The organism is Micromonospora matsumotoense (assembly GCF_050951065.1).
Taxonomy (GTDB): domain Bacteria; phylum Actinomycetota; class Actinomycetes; order Mycobacteriales; family Micromonosporaceae; genus Micromonospora; species Micromonospora matsumotoensis.
In genome coordinates this window covers 1,721,249-1,743,770 of sequence record NZ_CP192025.1, presented here as the reverse complement: position 1 = coordinate 1,743,770, position 22,522 = coordinate 1,721,249, and the positions used below count along the sequence as shown (strand labels likewise).

21 protein-coding genes and 1 riboswitch are annotated in these 22,522 nt (G+C 73.9%); of the genes, 9 read left to right on the top strand and 12 right to left on the bottom strand.

Features of this window, described 5'->3' with window-relative positions; genetic code table 11:
* Positions 1 to 163: 163 nt before the first annotated feature.
* A complete protein-coding gene (locus ACQP1S_RS07980; protein ID WP_432904738.1) occupies positions 164 to 1,087 on the bottom strand; it encodes an ornithine cyclodeaminase family protein in 924 nt (307 codons plus the stop codon).
* A gap of 127 nt (positions 1,088 to 1,214) precedes the next feature.
* A riboswitch (guanidine-III (ykkC-III) riboswitch) is annotated at positions 1,215 to 1,278 on the top strand.
* Between the two features lie 60 nt (positions 1,279 to 1,338).
* On the opposite strand from ACQP1S_RS07980, the gene ACQP1S_RS07975 reads away from it, so the two are divergent.
* Positions 1,339 to 1,653 (top strand): DMT family transporter, encoded by a 315-nt coding sequence (locus ACQP1S_RS07975; RefSeq protein ID WP_091246294.1) that lies wholly within the window; start codon positions 1,339 to 1,341, stop codon positions 1,651 to 1,653.
* Positions 1,654 to 2,035: 382 nt separating this feature from the next.
* Complete coding sequence (locus ACQP1S_RS07970; protein WP_432904736.1) at positions 2,036 to 2,281, top strand: hypothetical protein; 246 nt, start codon at positions 2,036 to 2,038, stop codon at positions 2,279 to 2,281.
* Between the two features lie 154 nt (positions 2,282 to 2,435).
* On the opposite strand, the gene ACQP1S_RS07965 is transcribed toward ACQP1S_RS07970, so the two are convergent.
* Entirely contained in the window at positions 2,436 to 4,910 is a 2,475-nt protein-coding gene (locus ACQP1S_RS07965) for a DNA translocase FtsK 4TM domain-containing protein (RefSeq protein ID WP_432904733.1), read from the bottom strand.
* Positions 4,911 to 5,022: 112 nt separating this feature from the next.
* Here ACQP1S_RS07965 and ACQP1S_RS07960 point away from each other — a divergent pair, with 112 nt between their 5' ends.
* Positions 5,023 to 5,499, top strand: coding sequence for a YbjN domain-containing protein (locus ACQP1S_RS07960; protein ID WP_432904730.1), 477 nt, complete (start codon positions 5,023 to 5,025; stop codon positions 5,497 to 5,499).
* Positions 5,496 to 7,115 carry a YbjN domain-containing protein gene (locus tag ACQP1S_RS07955; RefSeq protein ID WP_432904727.1) on the top strand — a complete coding sequence of 540 codons (1,620 nt, stop codon included), beginning with the start codon at positions 5,496 to 5,498 and terminating at the stop codon, positions 7,113 to 7,115. The genes ACQP1S_RS07960 and ACQP1S_RS07955 overlap by 4 nt, the downstream gene beginning before the upstream one ends.
* A gap of 186 nt (positions 7,116 to 7,301) precedes the next feature.
* Here ACQP1S_RS07955 and ACQP1S_RS07950 read toward each other — a convergent pair whose 3' ends face one another.
* Positions 7,302 to 8,537, bottom strand: coding sequence for a S1 family peptidase (locus tag ACQP1S_RS07950; RefSeq protein ID WP_432904724.1), 1,236 nt, complete (start codon positions 8,535 to 8,537; stop codon positions 7,302 to 7,304).
* Between the two features lie 191 nt (positions 8,538 to 8,728).
* On the opposite strand from ACQP1S_RS07950, the gene ACQP1S_RS07945 reads away from it, so the two are divergent.
* Together ACQP1S_RS07945 and ACQP1S_RS07940 are read left to right on the top strand one after the other, a co-directional pair.
* Positions 8,729 to 9,613, top strand: coding sequence for a helix-turn-helix domain-containing protein (locus ACQP1S_RS07945; protein WP_091246145.1), 885 nt, complete (start codon positions 8,729 to 8,731; stop codon positions 9,611 to 9,613).
* Between the two features lie 195 nt (positions 9,614 to 9,808).
* Positions 9,809 to 10,789, top strand: a complete 981-nt coding sequence (locus tag ACQP1S_RS07940; protein WP_432904721.1) for a hypothetical protein — start codon at positions 9,809 to 9,811, stop codon at positions 10,787 to 10,789.
* A gap of 81 nt (positions 10,790 to 10,870) precedes the next feature.
* On the opposite strand, the gene ACQP1S_RS07935 is transcribed toward ACQP1S_RS07940, so the two are convergent.
* The 5 genes from ACQP1S_RS07935 to ACQP1S_RS07915 form a co-directional block, all read right to left on the bottom strand.
* Positions 10,871 to 12,559, bottom strand: a complete 1,689-nt coding sequence (locus ACQP1S_RS07935) for a ribonuclease J (protein WP_091246138.1) — start codon at positions 12,557 to 12,559, stop codon at positions 10,871 to 10,873.
* Positions 12,560 to 12,611: 52 nt separating this feature from the next.
* Positions 12,612 to 13,538: a 4-hydroxy-tetrahydrodipicolinate synthase gene (gene dapA / locus ACQP1S_RS07930; protein ID WP_432904718.1), complete on the bottom strand. Its 927-nt coding sequence runs from the start codon at positions 13,536 to 13,538 to the stop codon at positions 12,612 to 12,614.
* A gap of 46 nt (positions 13,539 to 13,584) precedes the next feature.
* Positions 13,585 to 14,328, bottom strand: coding sequence for an FAD-dependent thymidylate synthase (gene thyX, locus ACQP1S_RS07925; RefSeq protein ID WP_432907871.1), 744 nt, complete (start codon positions 14,326 to 14,328; stop codon positions 13,585 to 13,587).
* A gap of 217 nt (positions 14,329 to 14,545) precedes the next feature.
* Positions 14,546 to 15,202: a DUF2752 domain-containing protein gene (locus ACQP1S_RS07920; RefSeq protein ID WP_432907868.1), complete on the bottom strand. Its 657-nt coding sequence runs from the start codon at positions 15,200 to 15,202 to the stop codon at positions 14,546 to 14,548.
* A gap of 109 nt (positions 15,203 to 15,311) precedes the next feature.
* Positions 15,312 to 16,541, bottom strand: coding sequence for a winged helix-turn-helix domain-containing protein (locus tag ACQP1S_RS07915; protein WP_432904715.1), 1,230 nt, complete (start codon positions 16,539 to 16,541; stop codon positions 15,312 to 15,314).
* Between the two features lie 78 nt (positions 16,542 to 16,619).
* Here ACQP1S_RS07915 and ACQP1S_RS07910 point away from each other — a divergent pair, with 78 nt between their 5' ends.
* Entirely contained in the window at positions 16,620 to 17,171 is a 552-nt protein-coding gene (locus ACQP1S_RS07910) for an N-acetyltransferase family protein (protein WP_432904712.1), read from the top strand.
* Here ACQP1S_RS07910 and ACQP1S_RS07905 read toward each other — a convergent pair.
* The gene (locus tag ACQP1S_RS07905; protein WP_432904709.1) at positions 17,070 to 18,437 is read right to left on the bottom strand and encodes a glycosyltransferase 87 family protein; all 1,368 of its coding nucleotides are present in this window, start codon (positions 18,435 to 18,437) and stop codon (positions 17,070 to 17,072) included. The genes ACQP1S_RS07910 and ACQP1S_RS07905 overlap by 102 nt on opposite strands.
* Positions 18,438 to 18,473: 36 nt before the next feature.
* On the opposite strand from ACQP1S_RS07905, the gene ACQP1S_RS07900 reads away from it, so the two are divergent.
* Positions 18,474 to 19,055 carry an N-acetyltransferase family protein gene (locus ACQP1S_RS07900; RefSeq protein ID WP_432904706.1) on the top strand — a complete coding sequence of 194 codons (582 nt, stop codon included), beginning with the start codon at positions 18,474 to 18,476 and terminating at the stop codon, positions 19,053 to 19,055.
* 73 nt (positions 19,056 to 19,128) lie between these two features.
* Complete coding sequence (locus ACQP1S_RS07895) at positions 19,129 to 19,509, top strand: VOC family protein (RefSeq protein ID WP_091246115.1); 381 nt, start codon at positions 19,129 to 19,131, stop codon at positions 19,507 to 19,509.
* Between the two features lie 12 nt (positions 19,510 to 19,521).
* On the opposite strand, the gene ACQP1S_RS07890 is transcribed toward ACQP1S_RS07895, so the two are convergent.
* The 3 genes from ACQP1S_RS07890 to ACQP1S_RS07880 all read right to left on the bottom strand — a co-directional run bounded on the left by ACQP1S_RS07890 (position 19,522) and on the right by ACQP1S_RS07880 (position 22,418).
* Positions 19,522 to 19,938, bottom strand: coding sequence for a GNAT family N-acetyltransferase (locus ACQP1S_RS07890; protein WP_245722519.1), 417 nt, complete (start codon positions 19,936 to 19,938; stop codon positions 19,522 to 19,524).
* Positions 19,939 to 20,096: 158 nt separating this feature from the next.
* The gene (dapB, locus tag ACQP1S_RS07885; protein WP_432904702.1) at positions 20,097 to 20,864 is read right to left on the bottom strand and encodes a 4-hydroxy-tetrahydrodipicolinate reductase; all 768 of its coding nucleotides are present in this window, start codon (positions 20,862 to 20,864) and stop codon (positions 20,097 to 20,099) included.
* A gap of 183 nt (positions 20,865 to 21,047) precedes the next feature.
* Entirely contained in the window at positions 21,048 to 22,418 is a 1,371-nt protein-coding gene (locus ACQP1S_RS07880) for a M16 family metallopeptidase (RefSeq protein WP_363667366.1), read from the bottom strand.
* Positions 22,419 to 22,522: the final 104 nt, after the last annotated feature.

Here is a 22,522-nt window from a genome sequence, read left to right as displayed (position 1 = left end):
AGCGGGCCCGACCGACGGCGGCGTGCGGTGTCGGCCGCTTCACCCCCGCCGACCCTGCGACCGTTGATCAAATGACGATCAATGCACGCGACACGCCGGAAACACTCGCTGAAACTGCAATCCGATCACGATGCACCCGCTTGGGCAGACGACGCGGCACCGGTCAGACCGCCGTCGCGCCCACCCGGACCAGCCGGTCCAACAGGGCGACCTCGGTGCCGGCCAGCCCGGTGGAGCAGAACACCGACACCTGGTCCGCGCCGGTCCGCCCCGGGACCGCGCCGGCCAGGACCGCCCCCAGGTCCCGCAACCTCCCCGGGTACGGCCCGACGGCGGTCAACAGCGGCGGGTCGTACGCCGCCGCCTGGGCCGGGGAGTCGGTGACCAGCAGATCGGCGGCGTCGAGCAGGTCGGTGCCGAACTCGTGCCGGTGCACCTGCTTGAATCCGACGGTGTTGACGTGGGTCCCCGGGGCGAGGTCGGCGGCGGCCAGCACCGGGGTGACGCTGGTGGTGGCGAGCACCACCACGTCCCGGTCGCGGACCGCCTCGGCGGCCGAGCCGACGGCGCGGGCGGGCACCCCCAGCTCGGCGCGGACCCGGGCGGCGAACGACTCCCGGCGGGCCGCCGAGCGACTGTGCACGGTCACCTCGCACAGGGGCCGGACGGCGGCGGTCGCCCAGACCTGGGTCCACGCCTGCCCGCCCGAGCCGATCACCCCCAGGGTGACCGCGTCGGGGCGGGCCAGGGCGTCGACCGCCACCGCGCCCAGCCCGCCGGTGCGCCGGGAGCCCAGCTCCGCACCGACGGCGATCGCCCGGACCGCCCCGGTGCGGGCGTCGTGCAGCACCACCAGCTGCTCGCCGGCCGGGTGGCCGAGGGTGTCGTAGGAGCGGAAGCCGTACCACTCGTCGGTGAGCTGCCCGGCGGTGAGGACCATCCGCCCACCGGCGAGGGGCGCGGATGCCCGGGGTGGGGCGACGAGTCGGCCGGCGTGGGCGGCCAGCAGGGCGTCCCGCATCGCCGCGACGGTGGTCGGCGCGTCCAGGGTGGCGGCGACCTGCCGGTCGTCGAAGAGCAGCGTCATGCCCCCATGCTGCAACCTCAAGCTGACTTCAACTCAAGGTCTGGTGGGGAGGATCACCCCACCCCGCTGGCCGGCGGTGCTAGCGTCGGTCGTGGTGGCCTGCGTGGGCAGGTCGGTGCCGCGGCTCCCGCCGGCCCGCAGTCACCCCGGACGAGTCGTGGGCGTACCCGGTCAGGCCAAGACGCCCCGTGCCTACCCGACTCGTCCCCGGCCGGCCCGGTCCGGGACCCGCACCCCCGAGGTGATGCCCGATGGCCTGGATCGTGCTGGTGCTCTCCGGACTCCTGGAGACCGCGTGGGCGGTCTCCCTCGACCGCAGCGCCGGATTCACCCGACCGCTGCCCTCGGCCGTCTTCGCGGTCACCCTGGTCGCCAGCATGGCCGGCCTGGCGTACGCGCTGCGCGAGATCCCCGTCGGCACCGGCTACGCGGTCTGGGTCGGCATCGGGGCGGTCGGCACCGCGCTGGTCGGCATGGTGGCGCTGGGCGAGTCGGCGAGCCTGCCCCGGCTGCTCAGCCTGCTGCTGGTGGTGGCCGGCGTGGTCGGCCTCAAGCTCTTCCACTGAGCCGGTGCCGTGCCCGGCCTCCCGGTGAGCTGCCGGGCAGGCTGCTAGGGACCGGTCGACGGGTCAGGGCCGACCGTCTGCGCGTGCCGCAGCAGTCGCAGTTGGCCGATCTCGGCGACGTTCTTCATCAGCTCGCCGGCTCCACACGTTCCAGGTGGTACCCGAACAGGGACCAGGTCAGGTCGAACTGCCAACGCAACAGGTCACGGCGGGATGCAGACATCGGGTGCCCCTGCCACACCGCATGTCCGCCATCGATCGAATTCTCACCCCGTCACCGCGACGTGCCCGGTGGGATGTTGCCGCCCGGTGCGTAGTTCTCGTCCCGTCTGGGTAGTGATCGGCCGACCGCAGCATTCAGGATTCCCTCACGGAGGACGTCATGGCCGACACCCACGCGACCGCCCGCCCGCGCACCAACGCCGCCCGGATCTGCACCATCCTGGCGTTCGTCTTCGCCGTCGTCGCGTTGCTGATCGCCCCGGTCATCTTCGGCGTCATCGGCCTGGTGCTCGGCATCGTCGGCGCGGTGCTCGGCGACAAGCCGCTGGGTTGGTACGCCGCTGCGGCCAACGTGGTCGCCATCATCCTCAGCCTGGTGATCGTCAGTGCCCTGATGAACAGCTGACCGTCACGCGCTGCCAACGGGCCCGCCGGCATCCGGCGGGCCCGTCGCACGTCCACCCCCGGCCCCACGCCGACCGGTCCTTCCGGACCACGCCGGATCCGGTCGGCGCGGCCCGGACCCGATGCACGTCGCGCCGGCCCGACGCCCGCCCGGCTCAGTCGACGTCGCCGCGCAGGCCGTCGAGCACCTCTTCCAGCTCGTCCGGCTTGACCAGCACGTCGCGGGCCTTGGAGCCCTCGGACGGGCCGACCACCCCACGGGTCTCCATCAGGTCCATCAGCCGACCCGCCTTGGCGAAGCCCACCCGCAGCTTGCGCTGGAGCATCGAGGTCGAGCCGAACTGTGAGGTGACCACCAGCTCGACCGCCTGCACCAGCAGGTCCAGGTCGTCGCCGATGTCCTCGTCGATCTTCTTCTTGCTGTCCTGCGCCGGGGCCAGCACGTCCGAGCGGAACTCCGGCTCCCGCTGGTCCTTGCAGAACTTCACCACGTCGGCGATCTCGCGCTCGGTCACCCACGCGCCCTGGATGCGGACCGGCTTGGACGCGCCCATCGGCAGGAACAGCCCGTCGCCCCGGCCGAGCAGCTTCTCCGCGCCCGGCTGGTCGAGGATGACCCGGGAGTCGGCCAGCGACGAGGTGGCGAACGCCAGCCGGGACGGCACGTTCGCCTTGATCAGGCCGGTCACCACGTCGACGCTCGGCCGCTGGGTGGCCAGCACCAGGTGGATGCCGGCGGCACGGGCCAGCTGGGTGATCCGGACGACCGAGTCCTCCACGTCGCGCGGGGCGACCATCATCAGGTCGGCCAGCTCGTCCACGATCACCAGCAGGTACGGGTACGGCCGCATCTCCCGCTCGCTGCCCGGCGGGGCCTTGATCTCGCCGTTGCGTACCTTGCGGTTGAAGTCGTCGACGTGCCGGACCCCGTTGGCGGCGAGGTCGTCATAGCGCATGTCCATCTCGCGGACGACCCACTCCAGCGAGTCGGCCGCCTTCTTGGGGTTGGTCACGATCGGGGTGACCAGGTGCGGGATGCCCTCGTACCCGGTCATCTCGACCCGCTTCGGGTCGATCAGCAGCAGCCGCACCTCGTCCGGCGTGGCCCGGGTCAGGATCGACACCAGCAGGGTGTTGAGGCAACTCGACTTGCCCGCGCCGGTGGCCCCCGCAATCAGGATGTGCGGCATCTTCGCGAGGTTGGCCACCACGAAGCCGCCCTCGATGTCCTTGCCGAGGGCGACCACCATCGGGTGGTGGTCGCTGGTGGCGGCCCGGGAGCGCAGCACGTCACCGAGGGCGACGTTCTCCGGGTCGGTGTTGGGGATCTCCACCCCGACCGCGCTCTTGCCCGGGATGGGGCTGAGGATCCGCACGTCGGGCGACTTCACCGCGTACGCGATGTTGCGGGACAGCTGGGTGATCCGCTCGACCTTGACCCCGTGGCCCAACTCGACCTCGTAGCGGGTGACGGTCGGGCCCCGGGTGAAACCGGTGACCTCGGCGTCCACCCCGAACTGGTCGAAGACGCCGGTCAGGGCGGCGATCACCTCGTCGTTGGCCTTGCTGCGGGTCTTCGGGGCCGCACCGCCGGTGAGCATGTTCGCCGGCGGCAGCACGTAGTCGCCGGCCAGCCCGGTCAGCGCGAGCTGCTCGGCCCGGGTGGGCGGGGCCGAGTGCTCCGGCGGCTCCGCCGGTTTGCGGCCGGCGGGCACCCGGCCCGACGGCCGGCGCGGCAGCACGATGGTCTCCTGGAGGTCCACCCCCGGCTCGACGTCGTCGAAGTCGTCCGGGTCGACCGGCGGCGGCACGGCCTTGCGGGGCCGGCGGCGGGCCGGCTTCGGGGCGACCGCCGTCTCCGCCTCCGCGTCCTCCTCCTGCGCCGGGGCGTCGGGCGGGGCCACCAGCGTGCCGGCGAGCAGACCGAGCCGCTCCGGGATCTTGTTGATCGGGGTGGCGGTGACCACCAGCAGACCGAAGACGAGCAGCAGGACGAGCAGCGGCATGGCCACCCAGGCGGTCATCCCCCGCTCCAGCAGGTCACCGACCCCGGCACCCACCAGGCCACCGGCGTAGTCGCGCTGCACCGGGTCGACCGGATTCTGTCCGATGTGCAGCATCGCCGCCGTGGCGACCAGCATGGAACTCCAGCCGACCAGGCCACGCCCCCGGTGTTCCGGGTCGACCGGGGTACGCATCAGCCGCCAGGCGCCGATCATCAGCAGCACCGGCACCACGACCGCGATCGCGCCCAGAAAGAGCCGTACGGTGTCGTCGAGGCGTGCACCGAGCGGGCCGGCACCGGAGAACCAGATGGCCACCGCACTGAGGATGGCCAGACCGAACAGCAGCAGGCCGGCGCCGTCGCGACGGTGCTCCGGATCCAGCTCCCGGGCCGAGGCCGCCTGCCGACCGGCGGCCCGGAACCCCCAACCGACCCCGTGCGCCAACCCCATCCACAGTGCCCCGACGGCGCGACCGACGTACTCCGCCGGGGCGGGCCGGGACGCGGGCCGTCGCCGGGGCGTCGCCCGGGTGGTCTTCTTCGCCGGCTGACGGGCACGACTGTTCGTGGTACCGCGCGGCGACGCGCCGCGTCGCCGGCTCGCCTGAGGGGTACGGCCCGCCATAGAGTCACCGTAACGGCGTTACCCGGCAGATCGCCGCTTTTCCGGGTCGTGTCCGCGCGTCGCAGCGCGGACCACGCCGCAGACGTGTTATTCGCCTCAGAAGGGATGCCCGATGGCGTCGCCTGCTTTCGCGGACCGTCCGGACCCTCTGGCGGGTCACCCGCAGGCCCTGCGTCCGCTGACCGTCGACCTGGTCGCCGCCGTGCTCGACCACCGGGGGTACGCCGTCGTCACCGACGACGACGGGGATCTCGTGGGCCGCTGGGACGACAGTCTGATCTGGTTCCTGCGCCGGGGCACCCTCGACGAGCTGCTCCAGATCCGCACCGTGGCGGCGCCGACCTTCGGCATCGACCAGGTGCCGGCGCTCTACGCCTTCTGCAACTCGTGGAACCACGACCGGCTCTGGCCCAAGGCGTTCGTGCACGTGGACGACGACGGCCGGGCCCAGGTCTGCGGGGAGGTGGTCACCGACCTGGAACACGGGGTCACCCCGCACCAGCTCGACCAGCTGCTCGACTGCGGCATCACCGCCGGCTGTCAGCTCGCCACCGCCGTCGGCCTGCTGCCCGGCGGGACACCGGGATGACCGCCGGGTTCCGCCCCGGGGCGGACGGGCCGCCCGTCCGCCGCGATCCCGCCCTGGCGTCCGCGCTCGCCGAGGCCGCGGACCTGCCCGACGGCGAGGCCCGACTGGCCGAACTCGACCGGATCGCCGCCCGCGCCGACGCGCTCGGCGACCCGCACTCCGCGCTGGACGCCCGATTCGCGCTGGTGGCGGCATACCTGCGGCACGGCGGGCGGTGGCGGATCATCGAGCCGGTACGCCGCCTGCTGGCCGCTGTCGGCAGCTCCCCCGACCTGCTCGACGGCCGCCCCGGCGACGCGGAGCTGCTGCGGCGGCACCTGCGGCAGGCGGTGGAGGCCGCGATCGGCACGCCCAGGATCGGGCTGGACCAGGCGCAGTCGTTGCTCGACGCGCTGGCCCGGCGGGTCGGCGAGGACGCCGGCGTGGTCGCCCAGTTGCGCTGCCGGCTCGCCGACCACCGGGGCGACGAGCCGACCGCCCGACAGTGGTACGACCGCTGGACCGCCGCCACCGACCCGGACCCGGAAGCCGGTTGCCCCGGCTGCCTGCCGGTGCGCCGGGCCGAACTGCTGGCCGGTTGGGGGGACGACCGGGCGGCGCTGGAGGCGCTGCGACCCGTGCTCGACGGCAGGAGCGATGGCGGGGTCGACTGCACCGACCAGCCGGAACGGGCCCTCGCGGTGGGGCTGCTGCCGTGGCTGCGCACCGGGGCGTCCGCCCGGGCCGGACAGGCGCACCTGCGGGCGTACCGGCGGCACCGGCGGGAGCGCACGGCGTTGCCGTACCTGGCCGCGCAGTTGCGGTTCTGCGCGCTGGCCGGGCACCCGGACCGGGCCCTGGACCTCCTCGCCGAGCAGTTGCCCCGGCTGGACCACCCGTACGACGACCTGTCGGCGATGGAGTTCGCCGCCGCCGGGGCGTTGGTCTGCGCGCTCGCCGCCGAGTCCGGGCGGGACGGTCGACGGGTACGCCGCCCCGGCCACGCCGACCGGCCCGCCGCCGAGCTGACCGTGGCGGCCCTCGGCACCGACCTGTCAGCCGAGGCCACCCGGCTGGCGGGCAGCTTCGACGCGCGCAACGGCACCGGCCACCACGCCGGCCGGATCGCCGCCTGGCTGGCCGAACGGCCGACCGGCGACCCGGTGCCCCTGCCGGCACCGGAGAGCGTCGAGGACCCGGACGACGAACCGTTCCTGCCCTCGGCCGAGGAGCCGGCCCCGCTGAGCCTGACCCAGCTCACCGCCGTGCTCGACGTCCGGGGCGACGTGTACGCGGTGGACGCCGGTGGCGTGGTGGTCGGTCGCTGGGACGAGGCGGTCGTGCAGTTCCGCCTGTTGGGCGGGCACGGGGAGATCCTGCACGCCCGGGTGGTGGCGGCCCGGCGGCTGGCGGCGGGACGGCTCGCCGAGGCGTACGAGTTCTGCAACGCCTGGAACCACGACCGCCTGTTGCCGAAGGCGTACGTGCACGAGTTGCCCGAGGGTGAGCTGGTGCTGGCCGGCGACGTCACCACCGACCTGGCGCACGGGGTGGCCCCGACGCAGCTCGGCATCCTGGTCGACGCGGCGGTGAGCACCGGCGTCGCGTACGCCAGGGCCGTCGCCGCCCTACCCTGACCGGCGCTGCCTCGCCCTGACCTGCCCTGCCCTGACCGGCCCCGCCCTGACCGATGGCGGCCGGCCGGCATCGGGGGTCCGGACGCGGAGCGACCCCCGACCACCGGGCGGTGGTGGTCGGGGGCCGCGGTACCGGTGGTCCGGCTCAGCCGGCCGGGAGCTCGGGGGCGCCGGCGGCGGGACCGCTCAACGCACCGACCCGGCGGTACGCGCCCGGAGCCGGGTGCTGGTCTGCGGCTGCGCGTCCTGCTGGCCGTCGGCGGTCACCAGGGTCAGGTTGTTGCGCTGGAGGATCTCGTTGACCGGCTGGAAGAAGGTGGTGCCGCCGACGGTGCAGTCACCGGAGCCGCCGGAGGTGACGCCCTGCGCCTGGTCGCCGGAGATCCACGAGCCACCGGAGTCGCCCGGTTCGGCGCAGACGTCGGTGCGGGTCAGCCCGGTGACCGTCCCCTCCGGATAGTTCACGGTGGCGTTGCGGGCCTGGACGACACCGCAGCGGGCACCGGTGGTGGAGCCGGAGCGGCAGATCGACGCGCCGGCCGGCATCTCGGTGGAACCGTTGACCGGCACCACGCCGCCGTTGAAGTCGTTCACCACCCCCTGCGGGGTCCACTGGCCGTTGGTGCGCACCACCGCCCAGTCGTCGCCGGGGAACGACGACGCCGCGAAGACGCCCTGCTGCGCCTGGTTGAAGCCGGTCGTGCGGTCGCCGACCCGGCCACAGTGCCCGGCGGTGACGAACCCGCCCACCACCGAGAAGCCGATCGAGCAGCGCCCCGCGTCGTTGATGAAGAACGGGTCGCCGCCGACCAGGTCGAACAGCGGACGCGGCTGCTCCCGGGAGGTGGTGATCCGGACCGCCCCGGCCGGGGCCCCGCTGCTCGCCGCCCACCGGCGGGCCCGCGACTCGGCACCCGGCTGGGCGAGCACCACCACGGAGTTGGTGGCGACGTCGACGTACCAGCCGGCGATGGCCGGAGACGCCTGCCGACCCACCGAGTCGAGCCGGCTCTTGGCCGCGTCCAACTCGGTGACCGCGCGGTCCACCTGCTTGGGCACCGCACCGGCGGCCCGGACCCGGTCCGCCTGTGCCGGGTCGGCGACCGCCACGTTGAGGGTGGACCCGTCGCCGCTGAGCCAGGCGCCGCCGTAGTCGTTGCCGAGCGCGGCCCGCAGCCGGGCCAGCCGCCCGGTGGCCTGCTGCTCGGCGGTCAGCCGCCGGACCGCCTGGTCCCGGCTGATCCGCAGGTCGCGGCTGAGCGCGTCCACCACCTCGGGCGCCACCCCGCCGGTGGCCCTCGGGTCGGTCCCACCGGCGTTCGGCGTGCCCTGGTCACCGGCGAACGACGGCAGGGTCACCGCCGCCGTCAGCCCCGCTGCCGCCAGCACGACGCCGATCGCTGTCATCCGTCTGCGGTCCATCCGTCATGCTCCTTCCGGCCGACGCGGGGTACGCCCACCGGATTGAGGTACGGCAACGGACACCGCCCGGTTGAAGAGATCCACACTTATCGACGGAGGGTATCCGCCCCGTCACGCATCCGGCACCGACTGTCGTGCCTACCCCCGGCAGGGTGTGGTTGGCCGGGTGACCGCCGCCAATACTGGGATCCATGCAGGCATCAGGACAGCTCGGCGAGTTCCTCCGCTCGCGCCGCTCCCGGCTCGGCCCGGAGGAGGCCGGGGTGGTCACCTACGGCGGACGGCGGCGGGTTCCGGGGCTGCGCCGGGAGGAGCTGGCCCTGCTGGCCGGGGTGAGCGCCTCCTACTACGCCCGGCTGGAGCAGGGCCTGGCCACCAACGCCTCACCCGAGGTGCTGGACGCGCTCAGCCGGGCACTGCGCCTCGACGACGCGGAACGCCGCCACCTGTCCGGGCTGGCCGCCGGTGGCCGCCGCCCGGTCACCCGCCGGCCACCGCCGGAGCGGGTCGATCCGACCGTACGGCAGCTGGTCGCCGCGCTCGGGGACGTACCCGTGCTGGTGCTCGGCCGCCGACTCGACGTGCTGGCCTGGAACACCGCCGGGCACGCCCTGTTCGCCGGTCACCTGGCGCCGGAGGCGGTGGACCGGCCGGACCGGCGGCCGAACATGGCACGGTTGCTCTTCCTCGACGCGCACACCCGTGACCTGTACGTCGACTGGCCGGCCAAGGCACGGGCCGTGGTGGCGACCCTGCGGATGACCTCCGGGCAGCACCCGTCGGACCCGTTGCTCGCCGCGCTGGTCGGCGAGTTGGCGGTACGCAGCCCCGAGTTCGCCGCCGGGTGGGCCGACCACCGGGTCAAGGCCGGCGGCAACGCCGGCTACGAGATGCGGCACCCGGTGGTCGGCGTGCTGACCGTCACCCAGCAGACCCTGCGGACCGAGGACGACCAGTTGGTCGTCCTCGCCACCACCGCGCCGGGCTCCCCGTCGCAGGCGGCGATGACGCTGCTCGTACACGCCGCGGTCACCGGCCGGGCCGCCACCCGTCAGCCACTGCCCGCGCCCGGCTGACCCGCCACTTCCCACCCCGGCAGCGCCGCGCCAGACCCGCCGGGCGCTGCCGTCCCACCCCGCCCCGGCGGACCGGTGTGATCCGGCCGGCCGCCGCTGCGGCGACCCCGCGAGACGAGGGCACCCCGACAGGTGCCGGATCGTCCGCGCCCTGAACCGGGCCCACGTCCGGGCCCCTCACCAGAAGGACGAACCATGCGCAGAAGAATCCTCACCCTCACGGTGGCCGCTGCGGCGGCCGGCGCCCTGGCCGTACCCGGGGCGGACCCGGCACCGGCGGCCGTCCCGGTCGCCGCCGTCAGCCCGGCCCGGTCGACCCCGGCGACGCAGATCACGGCCCACTTCGACCTGGCGAAGGGGCAACTGCCGGAGAACATCGCGCTGGGCCCCGACGGCACGGCCTATCTCACGTTCGCGGCGGCACGGCAGGTCGCCGCCGTCGACCCGGCGGGCCGGACCCGGGTCCTGGCCACCCTGGCCGCGCCGGCCGACGGCGGCGTCGCCACCCCCGTGCTCGGCTTCGCCCTGACCACCGGCATCGTCCGTACCGGCGACGGCACGTTGTATGTCCTGTACGCCAGCGGCGACGCCGCCAGCACGGGCCTCTACCGGATGTCGCCGGGCCGGGCCCCCCGACGGATCGCCGCGCTACCGGCCGCCGGGCTGCCCAACGGGCTGGCGCTCGACCCGACGGGCCGGACGTTCTACGTCACCGACTCGGTGCTCGGCACCATCTCGACCATCCCGCTGGCCGGTGGTCCCGTCCGGGTCTGGTCGTCGGCGTCCGCCCTCGCCCCGACCGGCTTCCTCGGCGTCAACGGCGTCAAGGTCCGGGGCGGCGCGGTCTGGGCGACCAACCTGGACCAGGGCACCCTGCTGCGGATTCCGCTGCGGCAGGGCCGTCCGGGGGCCGTCGAGGTCAGGGCGACCGGACTGGTCGGCATCGACGACTTCGCCTTCGCCCCCGACGGCCGGATCGTCGCCACCCTCAACGGCCCGAACACGGTGGTGGGCATCGACCGCGACGGGCGGGCCCGGACCCTGCTCACCGGTGCCGACGGGCTGCAGAACCCGACCTCGGTGGCCGTCCGTGGGCACACCATCCTGGTGGCCAGCGCCGCCTACACCACCTCGACCGACCCCAACCTGATCGTGGCCACCCTGCGCCACCGCTGAGTGCCCGTCGGGTCCCGGAACCGGGCCGGCCACCGTCATGACGACGGTGGCCGGCCGGGTGCCGTTGGTGGAAGGAGCCGCTCAGACCTCGACGACGGTCGGAACGATCATCGGACGGCGGCGGTACGCGTCGTTGACCCAGCGCCCCACCGTGCGTCGGACGATCTGCTGGAGCTGGTGCGGATCGGTGATGCCGTCCGCGGCGGCCCGGTTCAGCGCCTCGGTGACCAGCGGGATCACCGGGTTGAACGCCGCCGGGTCCTCGGAGAAGCCCTTGGCCGACAGGGTCGGGCCGGCGACCACCTTGCCGGTGACCGAGTCGACCACCACGGTGGTGGCGATGAAGCCGCCGTCGCCGAGGATCCGCCGCTCGGTGAGCAGCGACTCGCTGACGTCGCCCACGGCCAGGCCGTCGACGTAGACGTACCGGCTCTTCACGTGCCCGACCACGCTGGCGCGGCCCTCGACCAGGTCGACGACGTCGCCGTCCTCGCAGATCACCACCCGGTCCGGGGCGACCCCGGACTCGATGCCGAGCCGGGCGTGCGCCCGCAGGTGCCGCCACTCGCCGTGCACCGGCATCAGGTTGCTCGGCCGGACGACGTTGAGCAGGTAGAGCAGTTCCCCGGCGGGGGCGTGCCCGGAGACGTGCACCTTGGCCACGTCCTTGTGCACCACCACCGCGCCGGCCCGGGCCAGCCGGTTGATCACCCGGTAGACCGACGTCTCGTTGCCGGGGACCAGCGACGAGGCGAGCACGACGGTGTCGCCGGGGGCGATGGTGATGTGCCGGTGGTCGCCGCTGGCCATCCGGCCCAGCGCGCTCATCGGCTCGCCCTGCGAACCGGTGGACATCAGCACGATCTGGTCGGGCGGCAGCGTGGTGGCCTCCTCGATCCCGATCACCAGACCGGCCGGGATGTTGAGCAGGCCGAGGTCGCGGGCGATGCCCATGTTGCGCACCATCGACCGGCCGATCAGCGCCACCTTGCGGCCGTGCTCCAACGCCGAGTCGAAGACCTGCTGCACCCGGTGCACGTGGGAGGCGAACGAGGCGACGATGATCCGCCCCTTCGCCTTCGCGAAGATCGAGTCGAGCACCGGCCCGATCTCCCGCTCCGGGGTGACGAAACCGGGGATCTCGGCGTTGGTGGAGTCCGACAGCAGCAGATCGACGCCCTCGGCGCCGAGCCGGGCGAACCCGGCCAGGTCGGTGATCCGGCCGTCCAGCGGGAGCTGGTCCATCTTGAAGTCGCCGGTGTGCAGCACCAGGCCGGCGGGGGTACGGATGGCCACCGCGAGGGCGTCCGGGATGGAGTGGTTGACCGCGAAGAACTCGCACTCGAACGGGCCCAGCCGCTCCCGACCGCCCTCCCGCACGGTCAGCGTGTAGGGCTGGATCCGCCGCTCGGCCAGCTTCGCCTCGACCAGGGCGAGGGTGAACTGGGAGCCGACCAGGGGAATGTCCGGCTTGTGGGCGAGCAGGTACGGCACCGCGCCGATGTGGTCCTCATGGCCGTGGGTCAGCACGATCGCCTGCACGTCGGCCAGCCGGTCCAGGATCGGCCCGAAGTCGGGCAGGATCAGGTCCACACCGGGCTGCTCGACGTCGGGGAAGAGCACCCCGCAGTCGACGATCAGCAGCTTGCCGTCGAACTCGAAGACGGTCATGTTCCGACCGATGGCACCGAGTCCGCCGAGCGGGATGATCCGCAGCCCGCCCTCGGGCAGCGGCGGGGGCAGTTCACCCTCGAATTGCGCCTCGGTCACGCGTCCACCTCATTCTGCGACGCCGTAACCCGGCGTCCATCGTATCGTTCGATCATTCGGGCAGGTCCAGGCCCGCCGCCGCGCAGTCCGCGCGCAGCAGGGCCAGTTCGTCGTCGGTGGCGTCCACCAGCGGTGGCCGCACCGGACCGGCGGGCAGGCCCAGCACGTTCAGGCCCGCCTTGACCAGGATGGTGCCCGGGCTGCGGAAGATCCCGGTGAGCAGCGGCAGCAGCCGCCGGTGCAGGGTCAGCGCCGCGCCGGTGTCGCCCGCGTCGTACGCCTCGATCATCTGCTTGGCGAGCGCGCCGGTGAAATGGGTCGAGGTGCCGACCAGGCCGACCCCGCCGACCGCCAGGGTGGGCAGGGTGAGCGAGTCCTCGCCGCTGTAGAAGGCGAGGTCGGTGCGGCTGGTCACCCAACTGGTGGCGGTCAGGTCACCCTTGGCGTCCTTGACCGCGACGATCCGCTCGTGCGCGGCGAGCCGCACCAACGTCTCGGTCTCGATCGCCACCCCGGCGCGGTGCGGGATGTCGTACACCATGATCGGCAGGCCGGTGCCGTCGGCGACCGCGGTGAAGTGCCGCACCAGCCCCTGCTGCGGTGGCTTGCTGTAGTACGGCGTCACCACCAGCAGGCCGTGCGCGCCGGCCTTCTCCGCCGAGGCGGCCAACTCGATGGTGTGCCGGGTGTCGTTGGTGCCGACGCCGGCCACCACCTGCGCCCGGTCGCCGACCGCCTCCACCACCGCCCGGATCAGGGTCTCCTTCTCCGCGTCCGTGGTGGTCGGCGACTCGCCGGTGGTGCCATTGATCACCAGCGCGTCGTTGCCCTGCGCGTCGACGAGGTGCGTCGCCAGTTGGACGGCGCCGTCGAGGTGGAGGGAGCCATCGGCGGTGAACGGGGTCACCATCGCAGTGAGCAGTCGCCCGAACGGGCGCGACAGGCCCCGGTCGGGGGCGGCAGGGTGGTCGTGCGTCATGCTCACAACCTAGCGGACGAGCACCGGACGTCCGGTGGGTAAGGGCTCAGGACAGCTGTGCGTGCGGGCTCGTCGCCACCTCGGTGCCGTCCGGCAGGGTGCTGACGACGAAGTCGGCGAAGACGTTCGGGGCCACCCGTTGGAGCTGCCGCAGGCACTCCACGGCCAGTTCACGGATCTCCACGTCGGCGTGTTCGGTGGCCCGCATCCCGATGAAGTGCCGCCAGGCGCGGTAGTTGCCGGTGACCACGATCCGCGTCTCGGTGGCGTTGGGCAGCACCGCCCGGGCCGCCTGCCGGGCCTGCTTGCGGCGCAGCGTCGGGTTGGGCTCGTCGGCGAACCGCTGCTCCAGCCCCTCCAGCAGCTCGGTGTACGCCCGGACGCTGGCCTCGGCGGCCTCGACGAACCGCTTGTGCAGCTCCGGATCGTCGGCGATCACGGCCGGCTCGACCATCGCCGCGTCCCGCTCCGGGACGTACCGCTGGGAGAGCTGGGAGTAGGAGAAGTGCCGGTGCCGGATCAGCTCGTGGGTGAACGAGCGGGACACCCCGGTGAAATAGAAGGTCACCGTGCCGTGCTCCAGCACCGACAGGTGCCCGACCTCCAGGATGTGCGCCAGGTAACCGGCGTTGGTGGCGGTCGCCGGGTTCGGCTTCTTCCAGCTCTGGTAGCAGGCCCGGCCGGCGAACTCGGCGAGCGCCTGGCCGCCCTCGGCGTCGGTCGACCACGGCACGTCGCTCGGGGCCTGGAACTGGGTCCACGCGATCAGCTGGGCCTGGGGCTGCACCATCTCCGGCATTCCTGCGACTGTAGTGGCCGGGTGGCCGGCGGGGAAACTCGGGCCGCCGCCCCTGACCAGCGCGATCACCCGCCGTTGCGGGTTTCGGGCGGGCGGTGGGTGGCCAACGTCTCGCACCGGCCTCCGCCGGACGGCACCGCCACGGCGGACCGCGACGCGCGCCGGCCCGCCCGGCCGGCGACGGCGCGGCTCCGCCCGCCGGGCGGGGTCAGACGTAGAGGGCGGTGAACGGGGCCCAGGGCAGGTTGCGCAGCACCGAGAAGGCGAGCCAGACGGCGAGGAAGCCGCCGATCACCGGGGAGCTGAGCCGCAGCTCGGGCAGCCGCCACCCGAATGCCTGCTTACCGGCCCAGGCGACGAAGAGGTAGGCCAGGAAGGGCACCGCGAAGACGAAGACGACATGGTGTCGGGCGGCGGCGGGCAGGTCGGCGTGCAGCAGGTACCACAGCGCGCGGGTGCCTCCGCAGCCTGGACAGTCCAGCCCGGTGGTCAGCTTGAGCAGGCAGCTCGGCGGGGCGTCCGGGTCGCTGGTGGTCGGATCACTGACCAGCGCGTACGCCATCCCGGCGGCGACGCAGCCGAGGGCGGCCAGCGGTGCCGCCCAGCGCGGCGAACGGGCGTGCAGCCGGAGCACGAAACGGGTGAGCCGGTCCGGCTCGGGCTGCTGCCACACCACCGGCGGCCCGGCCGACCAGGACCCGGGTGGCACCGCGTCGGCGGACCAGCCACCCGGTCCGACCGCACCGGGGGCGGCACCGGACACCTCGCCGGTGCCGGGCGGGGTGGCGGAACCACCCACCTCGGCGACGCCGCCGGCCCGGAAGGCGTCGCCGACCCCGGCGGCGTCCCGGGACGGGTCGCTCAGGGTGTGGGTGGTGCCGGCCGGCACGGGACCGGTCGACGTCGGATCGGTGCCCGGCCCCGGCCGACCCGGCTCGGCCGCTCCGGTCGGCCCGTCAACGCTCGTCACGGCCTCACGGTACACCGGTGAGGCTCCGCAACGCGGCGGCCAGCGGGGCGGCCAGGTCACCCGCGGCCGGCGGGGCGACCGCATCCAGGCCGAGCCAGCCGGCGAGCCGACGCAGTTCGGCGGCGAGCGCGACGGCGGTCTCCCCAGGGTCGACGCCGGGCTCCTGCCAGGCCGCCGGCACCAGCAGCACCCCGGCCTTGCGGTCGGCCTTGAGGTCGACCCGGGCGGTGAACCGCTCCCCCTGCAGGAAGGGCAGCACGTAGTAGCCGTGCACCCGCTGCGCGGCCGGCACGTAGATCTCGATCCGGTAGCCGAAACCGAACAGCCGCTCGGTGCGGGCCCGTTCCCAGACCAGCGGGTCGAACGGGCTGACCAGGGTGTTGCCCCGGACCCAGCGGGGCAGCCGGGCGTCGACGTGCCGCCAGGCCGGCTGCCGCCACCCCTGCACGGTCGCCGGCACCAGCTCACCGGCCTCGACCAGCTCGGCGACGGCCTGCCGGGCACCCGCCAACGGGAGCCGGAAATAGTCCCGCAGCTCCGGCTCGGCGGCCACCCCCAGCGACCGGGCGGCCACCGCGACCAGGGTGCGGTACGCCTCGGCATCGGTCGGCGTGGGCGCGTCGAGCACGGCCGGCGGCAGCACCCGTTCGGGCAGGTCGTAGCGGCGGGCGAAGGAGGGGGTCCGGTCGGCGGCGGTGACCTCGCCGGCCCAGAACAGGAACTCCAGCGCCCGCTTCACCGCCGACCAGTTCCACCCCCAGTTGCCGGTCTCCCGGGGCGCGTCGTGCTCGATCTCGGCGGCGGTCAGCGGGCCCCGGGCGGCCACCTCGTCGCGGACCCAGCCGACCAGCTCGGGCTGCTCCTCGGCGATCCGCCGCATCCCGCCCCAGGCGTCGTCGCGGGCCTTGGCCATCCGCCAGCGCAGCGCGGCGTGCAGGCCCACCGGCACCAGGGACGCCTCGTGCCCCCAGTATTCGAACAGCTCCCGGGGACGGCGGTAGGCGGCGGTGTCGAGCAGGCCCGTCGGATAGGGCCCGAGCCGGCTGTAGAGCGGCAGGTAGTGCGCGCGTTGCAGCACATTGACCGAATCCATCTGGATCAACCCGACCCGGTCGAGCACCCGGCGCAGGTGCCGGCGGGTGGGCACCCCGGCGGGCGCCGGGTCGGCGAAGCCCTGGGCCGCGAGCGTCATCCGCCGGGCCTGGGCGAGGGAGAGCGATTCCGGTGCGGCCATCGCCGACGACCCTAGACCAACGGTACGACACCGGAGCGGACACTGGACCGGCCGCCCGCCGGGGCATAGAACGGACACATGCTCACCATCCGTCGCGAGGGGCCGGACGACGCCGAGGCGATCGCCCGGGTGCACATCCACGGCTGGCAGGCCGGTTACGCCGGCATCATGCCGGCCGAGGTGCTGGTCCGGCTCAACCCGGTGGCCTGGGCACAGCGCCGACGGGACGTCGGCACCGCCGACCCGGAGCACCCGTTCACCACCCTGCTCGCCGAGATCGACGGGGTGCCGGCCGGATTCACCACCTTCGGCCCGTACCGCAACAACCAGGACCGGGGTGACCTGGACCCGACGTACGGCGAACTGCTGGCGATCTACGTGGAGCCGGCGCACTGGGGTGACGGCACCGCGCGGGCCCTGTTCACCGCCGCCCGGGACGGGCTGGCGGCCAACGGCTGGCGGGAGTACCGGGTGTGGGTGCTGGCCGACAACGCCCGCGCCCGCCGGTTCTACGAGCGGGCCGGCCTGTCAGCCGACGGTGAGCGGTCCCGCTACCCGGTGCCGCTGGCCGGCGGCGGGCCCGCCGTGCACCTCGACGAACTGCGTTACGTCGGCCGCCTCCCGGGCTGACCCGGCCGGCCGCTGCACGGCACCGGGCGGGCCGGCGGGCCGCGCCGCCCCACCCCGGCCGGTGGGCCCCGCCGGGCCGCCGGGCCGGCCGCCGACCGGGGCGGCCCAGGTACGGATCGGCAGCAGCACCAGCAGCGCGAGGCTGATCCAGACGTAGGTGTTGCTGCCCAGGAAGCCGGTGATCCCGGTGAAGTCCTTCTCCCAGGCCCAGACGATCCGGCTGCACAACAGCGCGTAGCCGACCACCGCGAGGGCCAGCAGCGCCCGCCGCCGCAGGCCGCCGGCGGGCGCGGCGACGGCGTTGTCGACCAGCAGGATCAGCGCCGGGATCAACCAGACCAGGTGGTGCACCCAGGTGACCGGGCTGACCAGGCACATCAGCGCGCCGGTCAGCGCCAGCCCGGTGGCCTCGTCGCCGACCGCCACGGCGACCCGGCAGCGCCAGGCCCAGACGGCCAGGGTGACCAGCACCAGCGCCAGCCAGGCCAGGGTGCTCGGATGCTCCGGGTTCAGCCGGGCCACCACCCCGCGCAGCGACTGGTTGGACACGAACGCCAACTCGCCCACCCGGTCGGTGTTCCACAGCGCCGAGGTCCAGAACTCCCGGGTCGCGTCGGGGAAGAGGGCGGCGGCGAGCAGCGTGGCGGCGGCCGAGGCGGCGACGGCGGTGCCGGCGGCCCGGAACCGCCGGGTGATCAGCAGATAGACGATGAAGACGCCCGGGGTCAGCTTGATCGCGGTGGCCACCCCGATCCCGACCCCGGCCCACCGGTTGCCGGCCGGCAGCAGCCGCAGCAGATCCACCGCCACCAGGAAGAGCAGCAGCATGTTGACCTGGCCGAAGTTGACCGTCTCGCGCATCGGCTCGAACGCGGCGGCCAGGCAGAGCGCCACCGCCAGGACGAACCAGCGGGTCCAGCCGGCCCGCCGGGCGACCGGGTCGAGCAGCCACCAGACCAGCACCGCGCTGACCACCACCGTGGCGGCCACGCTGACGGTGATCGCCGCCGGCCACGGCAGGTACGCCATCGGCAGCATCACCAGCGCCGCGAACGGGGGGTAGGTGAAGCCGTACTGGGTGCCGGGCTTGAGGTAGTCGTAGATCTCACCGTGGTCGTGGACCCAGAAGGTCAGCGCGCCGTAGTAGACCTTCAGGTCGAAGAAGCCGTGCCGGACGGCCGCCACGGAGAGGAAGGCGGCCACCGCGACGGCGAGCACCACCACCGCGACGACCTGCCCGGTCGTCCGCCTGGCACCCTGCGCCACCGTCGTCTCCCTCGCTGTGGCCTAGGCTTTCGTGCCATGGCTCTGGGGTTCGTCCGCCCGGCGCGTCCGGAGGACGCCGCCGAGATCGCCCGTGTGCAGCTCGCGACCTGGCGGGTCGCGTACCGTCGGCTGCTGCCCCGGCACGTGCTCGACAACCTGGACGAGGCGTGGCTCGCCCGGCGGTGGAGCGCGGCGGTGCAGGAGCCGCCCTCGGCCGCGCACCGGGTGCTCGTCGCCGTGGAACAGGCCGAGCAATCCTATCTGGTGGGCTTCGCCGCTTCCGGGCCGGCGGACGACGAGGCGCTCGCCCCGGGCGAGCCGGCGGCGGCACTGGGCACCGGCGTGGTGGCGGTGACCGACCTGCTGGTGGAGCCGCGCTGGGGTCGGCGCGGGCACGGCAGCCGGCTGCTCTCCGCCGCCGTGGAGGGCTGGCGCGCCGACGGGTTCACCCGCGCGGTGGCCTGGGCCTTCGACGGCGACGAGGCGACCCGCAAGTTCCTCACCAGCACCGGTTGGGAGCTGGACGGCGCCGCCCGCGCGCTGGACGTCGACGACATGCTCGTCCCCCAGGTGCGGCTGCACGTGGCGGTCCCCGCCGAGCCGACCGACACGCCCTGACCCGGCCGGTTCTGTCGGCCCGCCGTGGTAGACCGAAGGCGGCGGGGTGCCACCGACGGTGAGGGAGACGACCATGTTCCGGGAGACGAAGGCGTTCAGCGGGTTCTCGGCCGACGACACCGACCGGGCCCGGGAGTTCTACGCCGACACCCTCGACCTGCGGGTGTCCCAGCTCGGCGGTCCCGGTGGGCTGCTGATGCTGCACCTGGCCGGCGACCGGGACGTGGTGGTCTACCCGAAGGCCGACCACGTGCCGGCGGCGTTCACGGTGCTCAACTTCCCGGTGGACGACGTCGACCGGGCGGTCGACGAGCTGACCGCGCGCGGGGTGCGGTTCGCGCGCTACCCGGGGTTGCCGCAGGACGACCGGGGGATCATGCGCGACAACGGGCCGACGATCGCCTGGTTCACCGACCCGGCCGGCAACATCCTCTCGGTGATCGCGCAGGAGTGACGCCACCGACGGTCAACGGCGCAGTTCGGCGACCAGTTCGTCGTCCTCCACCACACCGGTGGGCGCGAAACCCAACGAGGTGTAGAGCCGGGCGGCGGCGGCGTTGTCCGGGTGGTACGACAACCGGACCGGGTGGACGGCGTCCGGGCCGCCCAGCCAGTCGGCGAGGGTGCGCACGGCGGCCCGGCCCACCCCCCGGCCCTGCTCGGCGGCGTCGACCACCATCCCGCCGATCCACCGGGACCCGTCGTCGTCCACGCCCCACATGACGTGGCCGACCACGGACCCGTCGGCGTACACCGCCAACGACGTCCACACGTCGGAGCGCATGGTCAGCACCAGGTAGCGGGCCGCCAGCGCCGGCACCCAGTCCCGCTGGTCGTCGCGGGGGGCCAGATCGGCCACCGCCCGCCAGTTGTCGTCGTCCACCGGGCGCAGGGTGACCCGCCGCCCGGCCCTATCGGTATGTCCGGAATCCAGCACCGGGGCAGCCTAGGAGTCGGCCCGGCGCACCGCCAACGAATTCGCCGACACCACCCCACGACATCCGGCTCCGACCCGGGACACGCCCGGCGCGGCCCAGCGGCCTAGTCGAGCAGGGCGTCCAGGCCGACGGTCAATCCCGGTCGCTGTCGGACCGCCCGCACGGCCAGCAGCACCCCGGGCATGAACGAGACCCGGTCGTACGAGTCGTGCCGGATGGTCAACGTCTCGCCCAGGGTGCCGAACAGCACCTCCTGGTGGGCGACCAGGCCGGTGGCGCGGACCGCGTGCACGCGTACCCCGTCGATGTCGGCGCCGCGCGCCCCCGGCACCTCGTCCTTGGTGGCGTCCGGCATCGGGCCGAGACCGGCCTCGGCGCGGGCCTGCGCGACCAGCCGGGCGGTGTGGGTGGCGGTGCCGCTCGGCGCGTCGAGCTTGCGCGGGTGGTGCTGCTCGATGATCTCCACGGACTCGAAGTGCCGGGCCGCGCGGGCGGCGAACTGCATCATCAGCACCGCGCCGATGCCGAAGTTGGGGGCGATCACCACCCCGACGTCGGGCCGGTCGGCCAGCCAGCCGCGCACCTGCTCCAGCCGCTGCCGGGTGAAACCGGTGGTGCCGACCACCGCGTGCACACCCCGGTCGACGCACCAGCGCAGATTGTCCATGACCACGTCCGGGGTGGTGAAGTCGACGACCACCTCGGCGGCCGAGGCCCCGGACAGCTCGTCGCCCTGGTCGACCGCCGCCACCAGCTCCAGGTCACCGGCCCCGTCGACCGCCCGGCACACCTCGGCGCCCATCCGACCCCGGGCACCCAGCACACCGACCCGGATCGACCCGTCCCGGCCCTTCTCCTGCTCGTCAGTCACGGGGCACAACCTATCCCAATCGGGACGCGACCCCCCGCCGGACCAGCACCGTCCCACCGGCCGGTCCCGGCACGGACTCCGTACCCGACCGCGAGCCGACGCCCACCTCGACGCCGACCGCTCGGGCCGACGCCGCGACGGCACCGCGCGGCCGGGTACGGGCCACCGGGTGGGCCGGCGGGCTCAGCCGGCGAAGTCGTGCTCCCCGAACGGGCCGACCACGGCCAGCGACATCGGCCGGCTCAGCAGCTCGGCGGCCAGGGTGTTCACGTCGGCCACGGTCACCGCGTCGACCCGGGCCAGCAACTCGTCCACCGGCATCAGGTCGCCGTAGAGCAGCTCGCCCTTGGCCAGCCGGCTCATCCGGGACCCGGTGTCCTCCAGGCCCAGCACGAACGAGCCCTTGCTCATCCCCTTGCCCCGGGCCACCTCCGCCTCGGTGAGCCCGTCGGCGGCCACCCGGGCCAGCTCGGCGCGGGTCAACTGGAGCACCTCGTCCACCTTGCCCGGCGCGCAGCCGGCGTAGACGGCGAACAGGCCGCTGTCGGCGTACTGGCTGGCGTAGGAGTAGACCGAGTAGGCCAGGCCACGGCGCTCACGGATCTCCTGGAACAGCCGGCTGGACATCCCGCCGCCGAGGACGTTGTTGAGCACCCCGAGGGCGAACCGCCGCTCGTCGACCCGGTCGATGCCGGGGCAGCCGAGGATGACGTGGGCCTGCTCGGTCTCCTTCGGCGCGACCAGGACGGTGGCCGGCTTCGTGCGTACCGCCGGGGTGGTCGGCCGGGGGGTGCCCGGCTCGGCCGGGTCGGTGTCCAGCGGGGTCCCCCGCAGCGCCTGGCGGACCAGCCGGACCACGGCGGCGTGGTCGAGGTTGCCGGCGGCCGCGATGACGATCTGCGGCGCGGTGTAACGGCGGCGGTAGAAGCTCTGGATCTGCCGGCGGGTCATCGGGGTGACCGTCTCCTCGGTGCCGGAGATCAGCCGGCCGAGGGGGTGACCACCGTAGACGGCGCGGGCGAAGAGGTCGTGCACCTCGTCGCCGGGCTCGTCGTCGTGCATGGCGATCTCTTCGAGGATGACGCCGCGCTCGGTCTCCACGTCGGCCGGCTCCAGCAGCGAGTCGGCGACCGCGTCGCACATCACGTCGATGGCCAGCGGCAGGTCCTCGTCGAGGACCCGCGCGTAGTAGCAGGTGTATTCCTTGGTGGTGAAGGCGTTGGTCTCGCCGCCCACCGCCTCGATCTCGGAGGAGATCTCCAGCGCGGTGCGCTTGTGGGTGCCCTTGAAGAGCAGGTGCTCCAGGAAGTGCGCGGCACCGGCCTGCGAGCCGGTCTCGTCCCGCGAGCCCACCGTGACCCAGATGCCGAACGAGACGCTGCGCATCGTCGGGATCGCCTCGGTCAACACCCGTAGCCCGCTCGGCAGGACGGTCCGCCGCACCGTGCCGCCCAACGGGTCGTCACTGATCGTGCGGGTCACCGCCCGGGACGCGGCTCCGGCGCGGCCGGGTTGCGCCCCGGTGGCGTGCCGGACGACGTCGGGCGACGCCACCGGCCGTCGACCCGCGGGAAACGACGAACGCTGGGCCCGGCTCACGCAAACCTGCTCTCCGTGCGACGAGGGGTGGAGGAGACACACCGGCCGGGTGACGACGA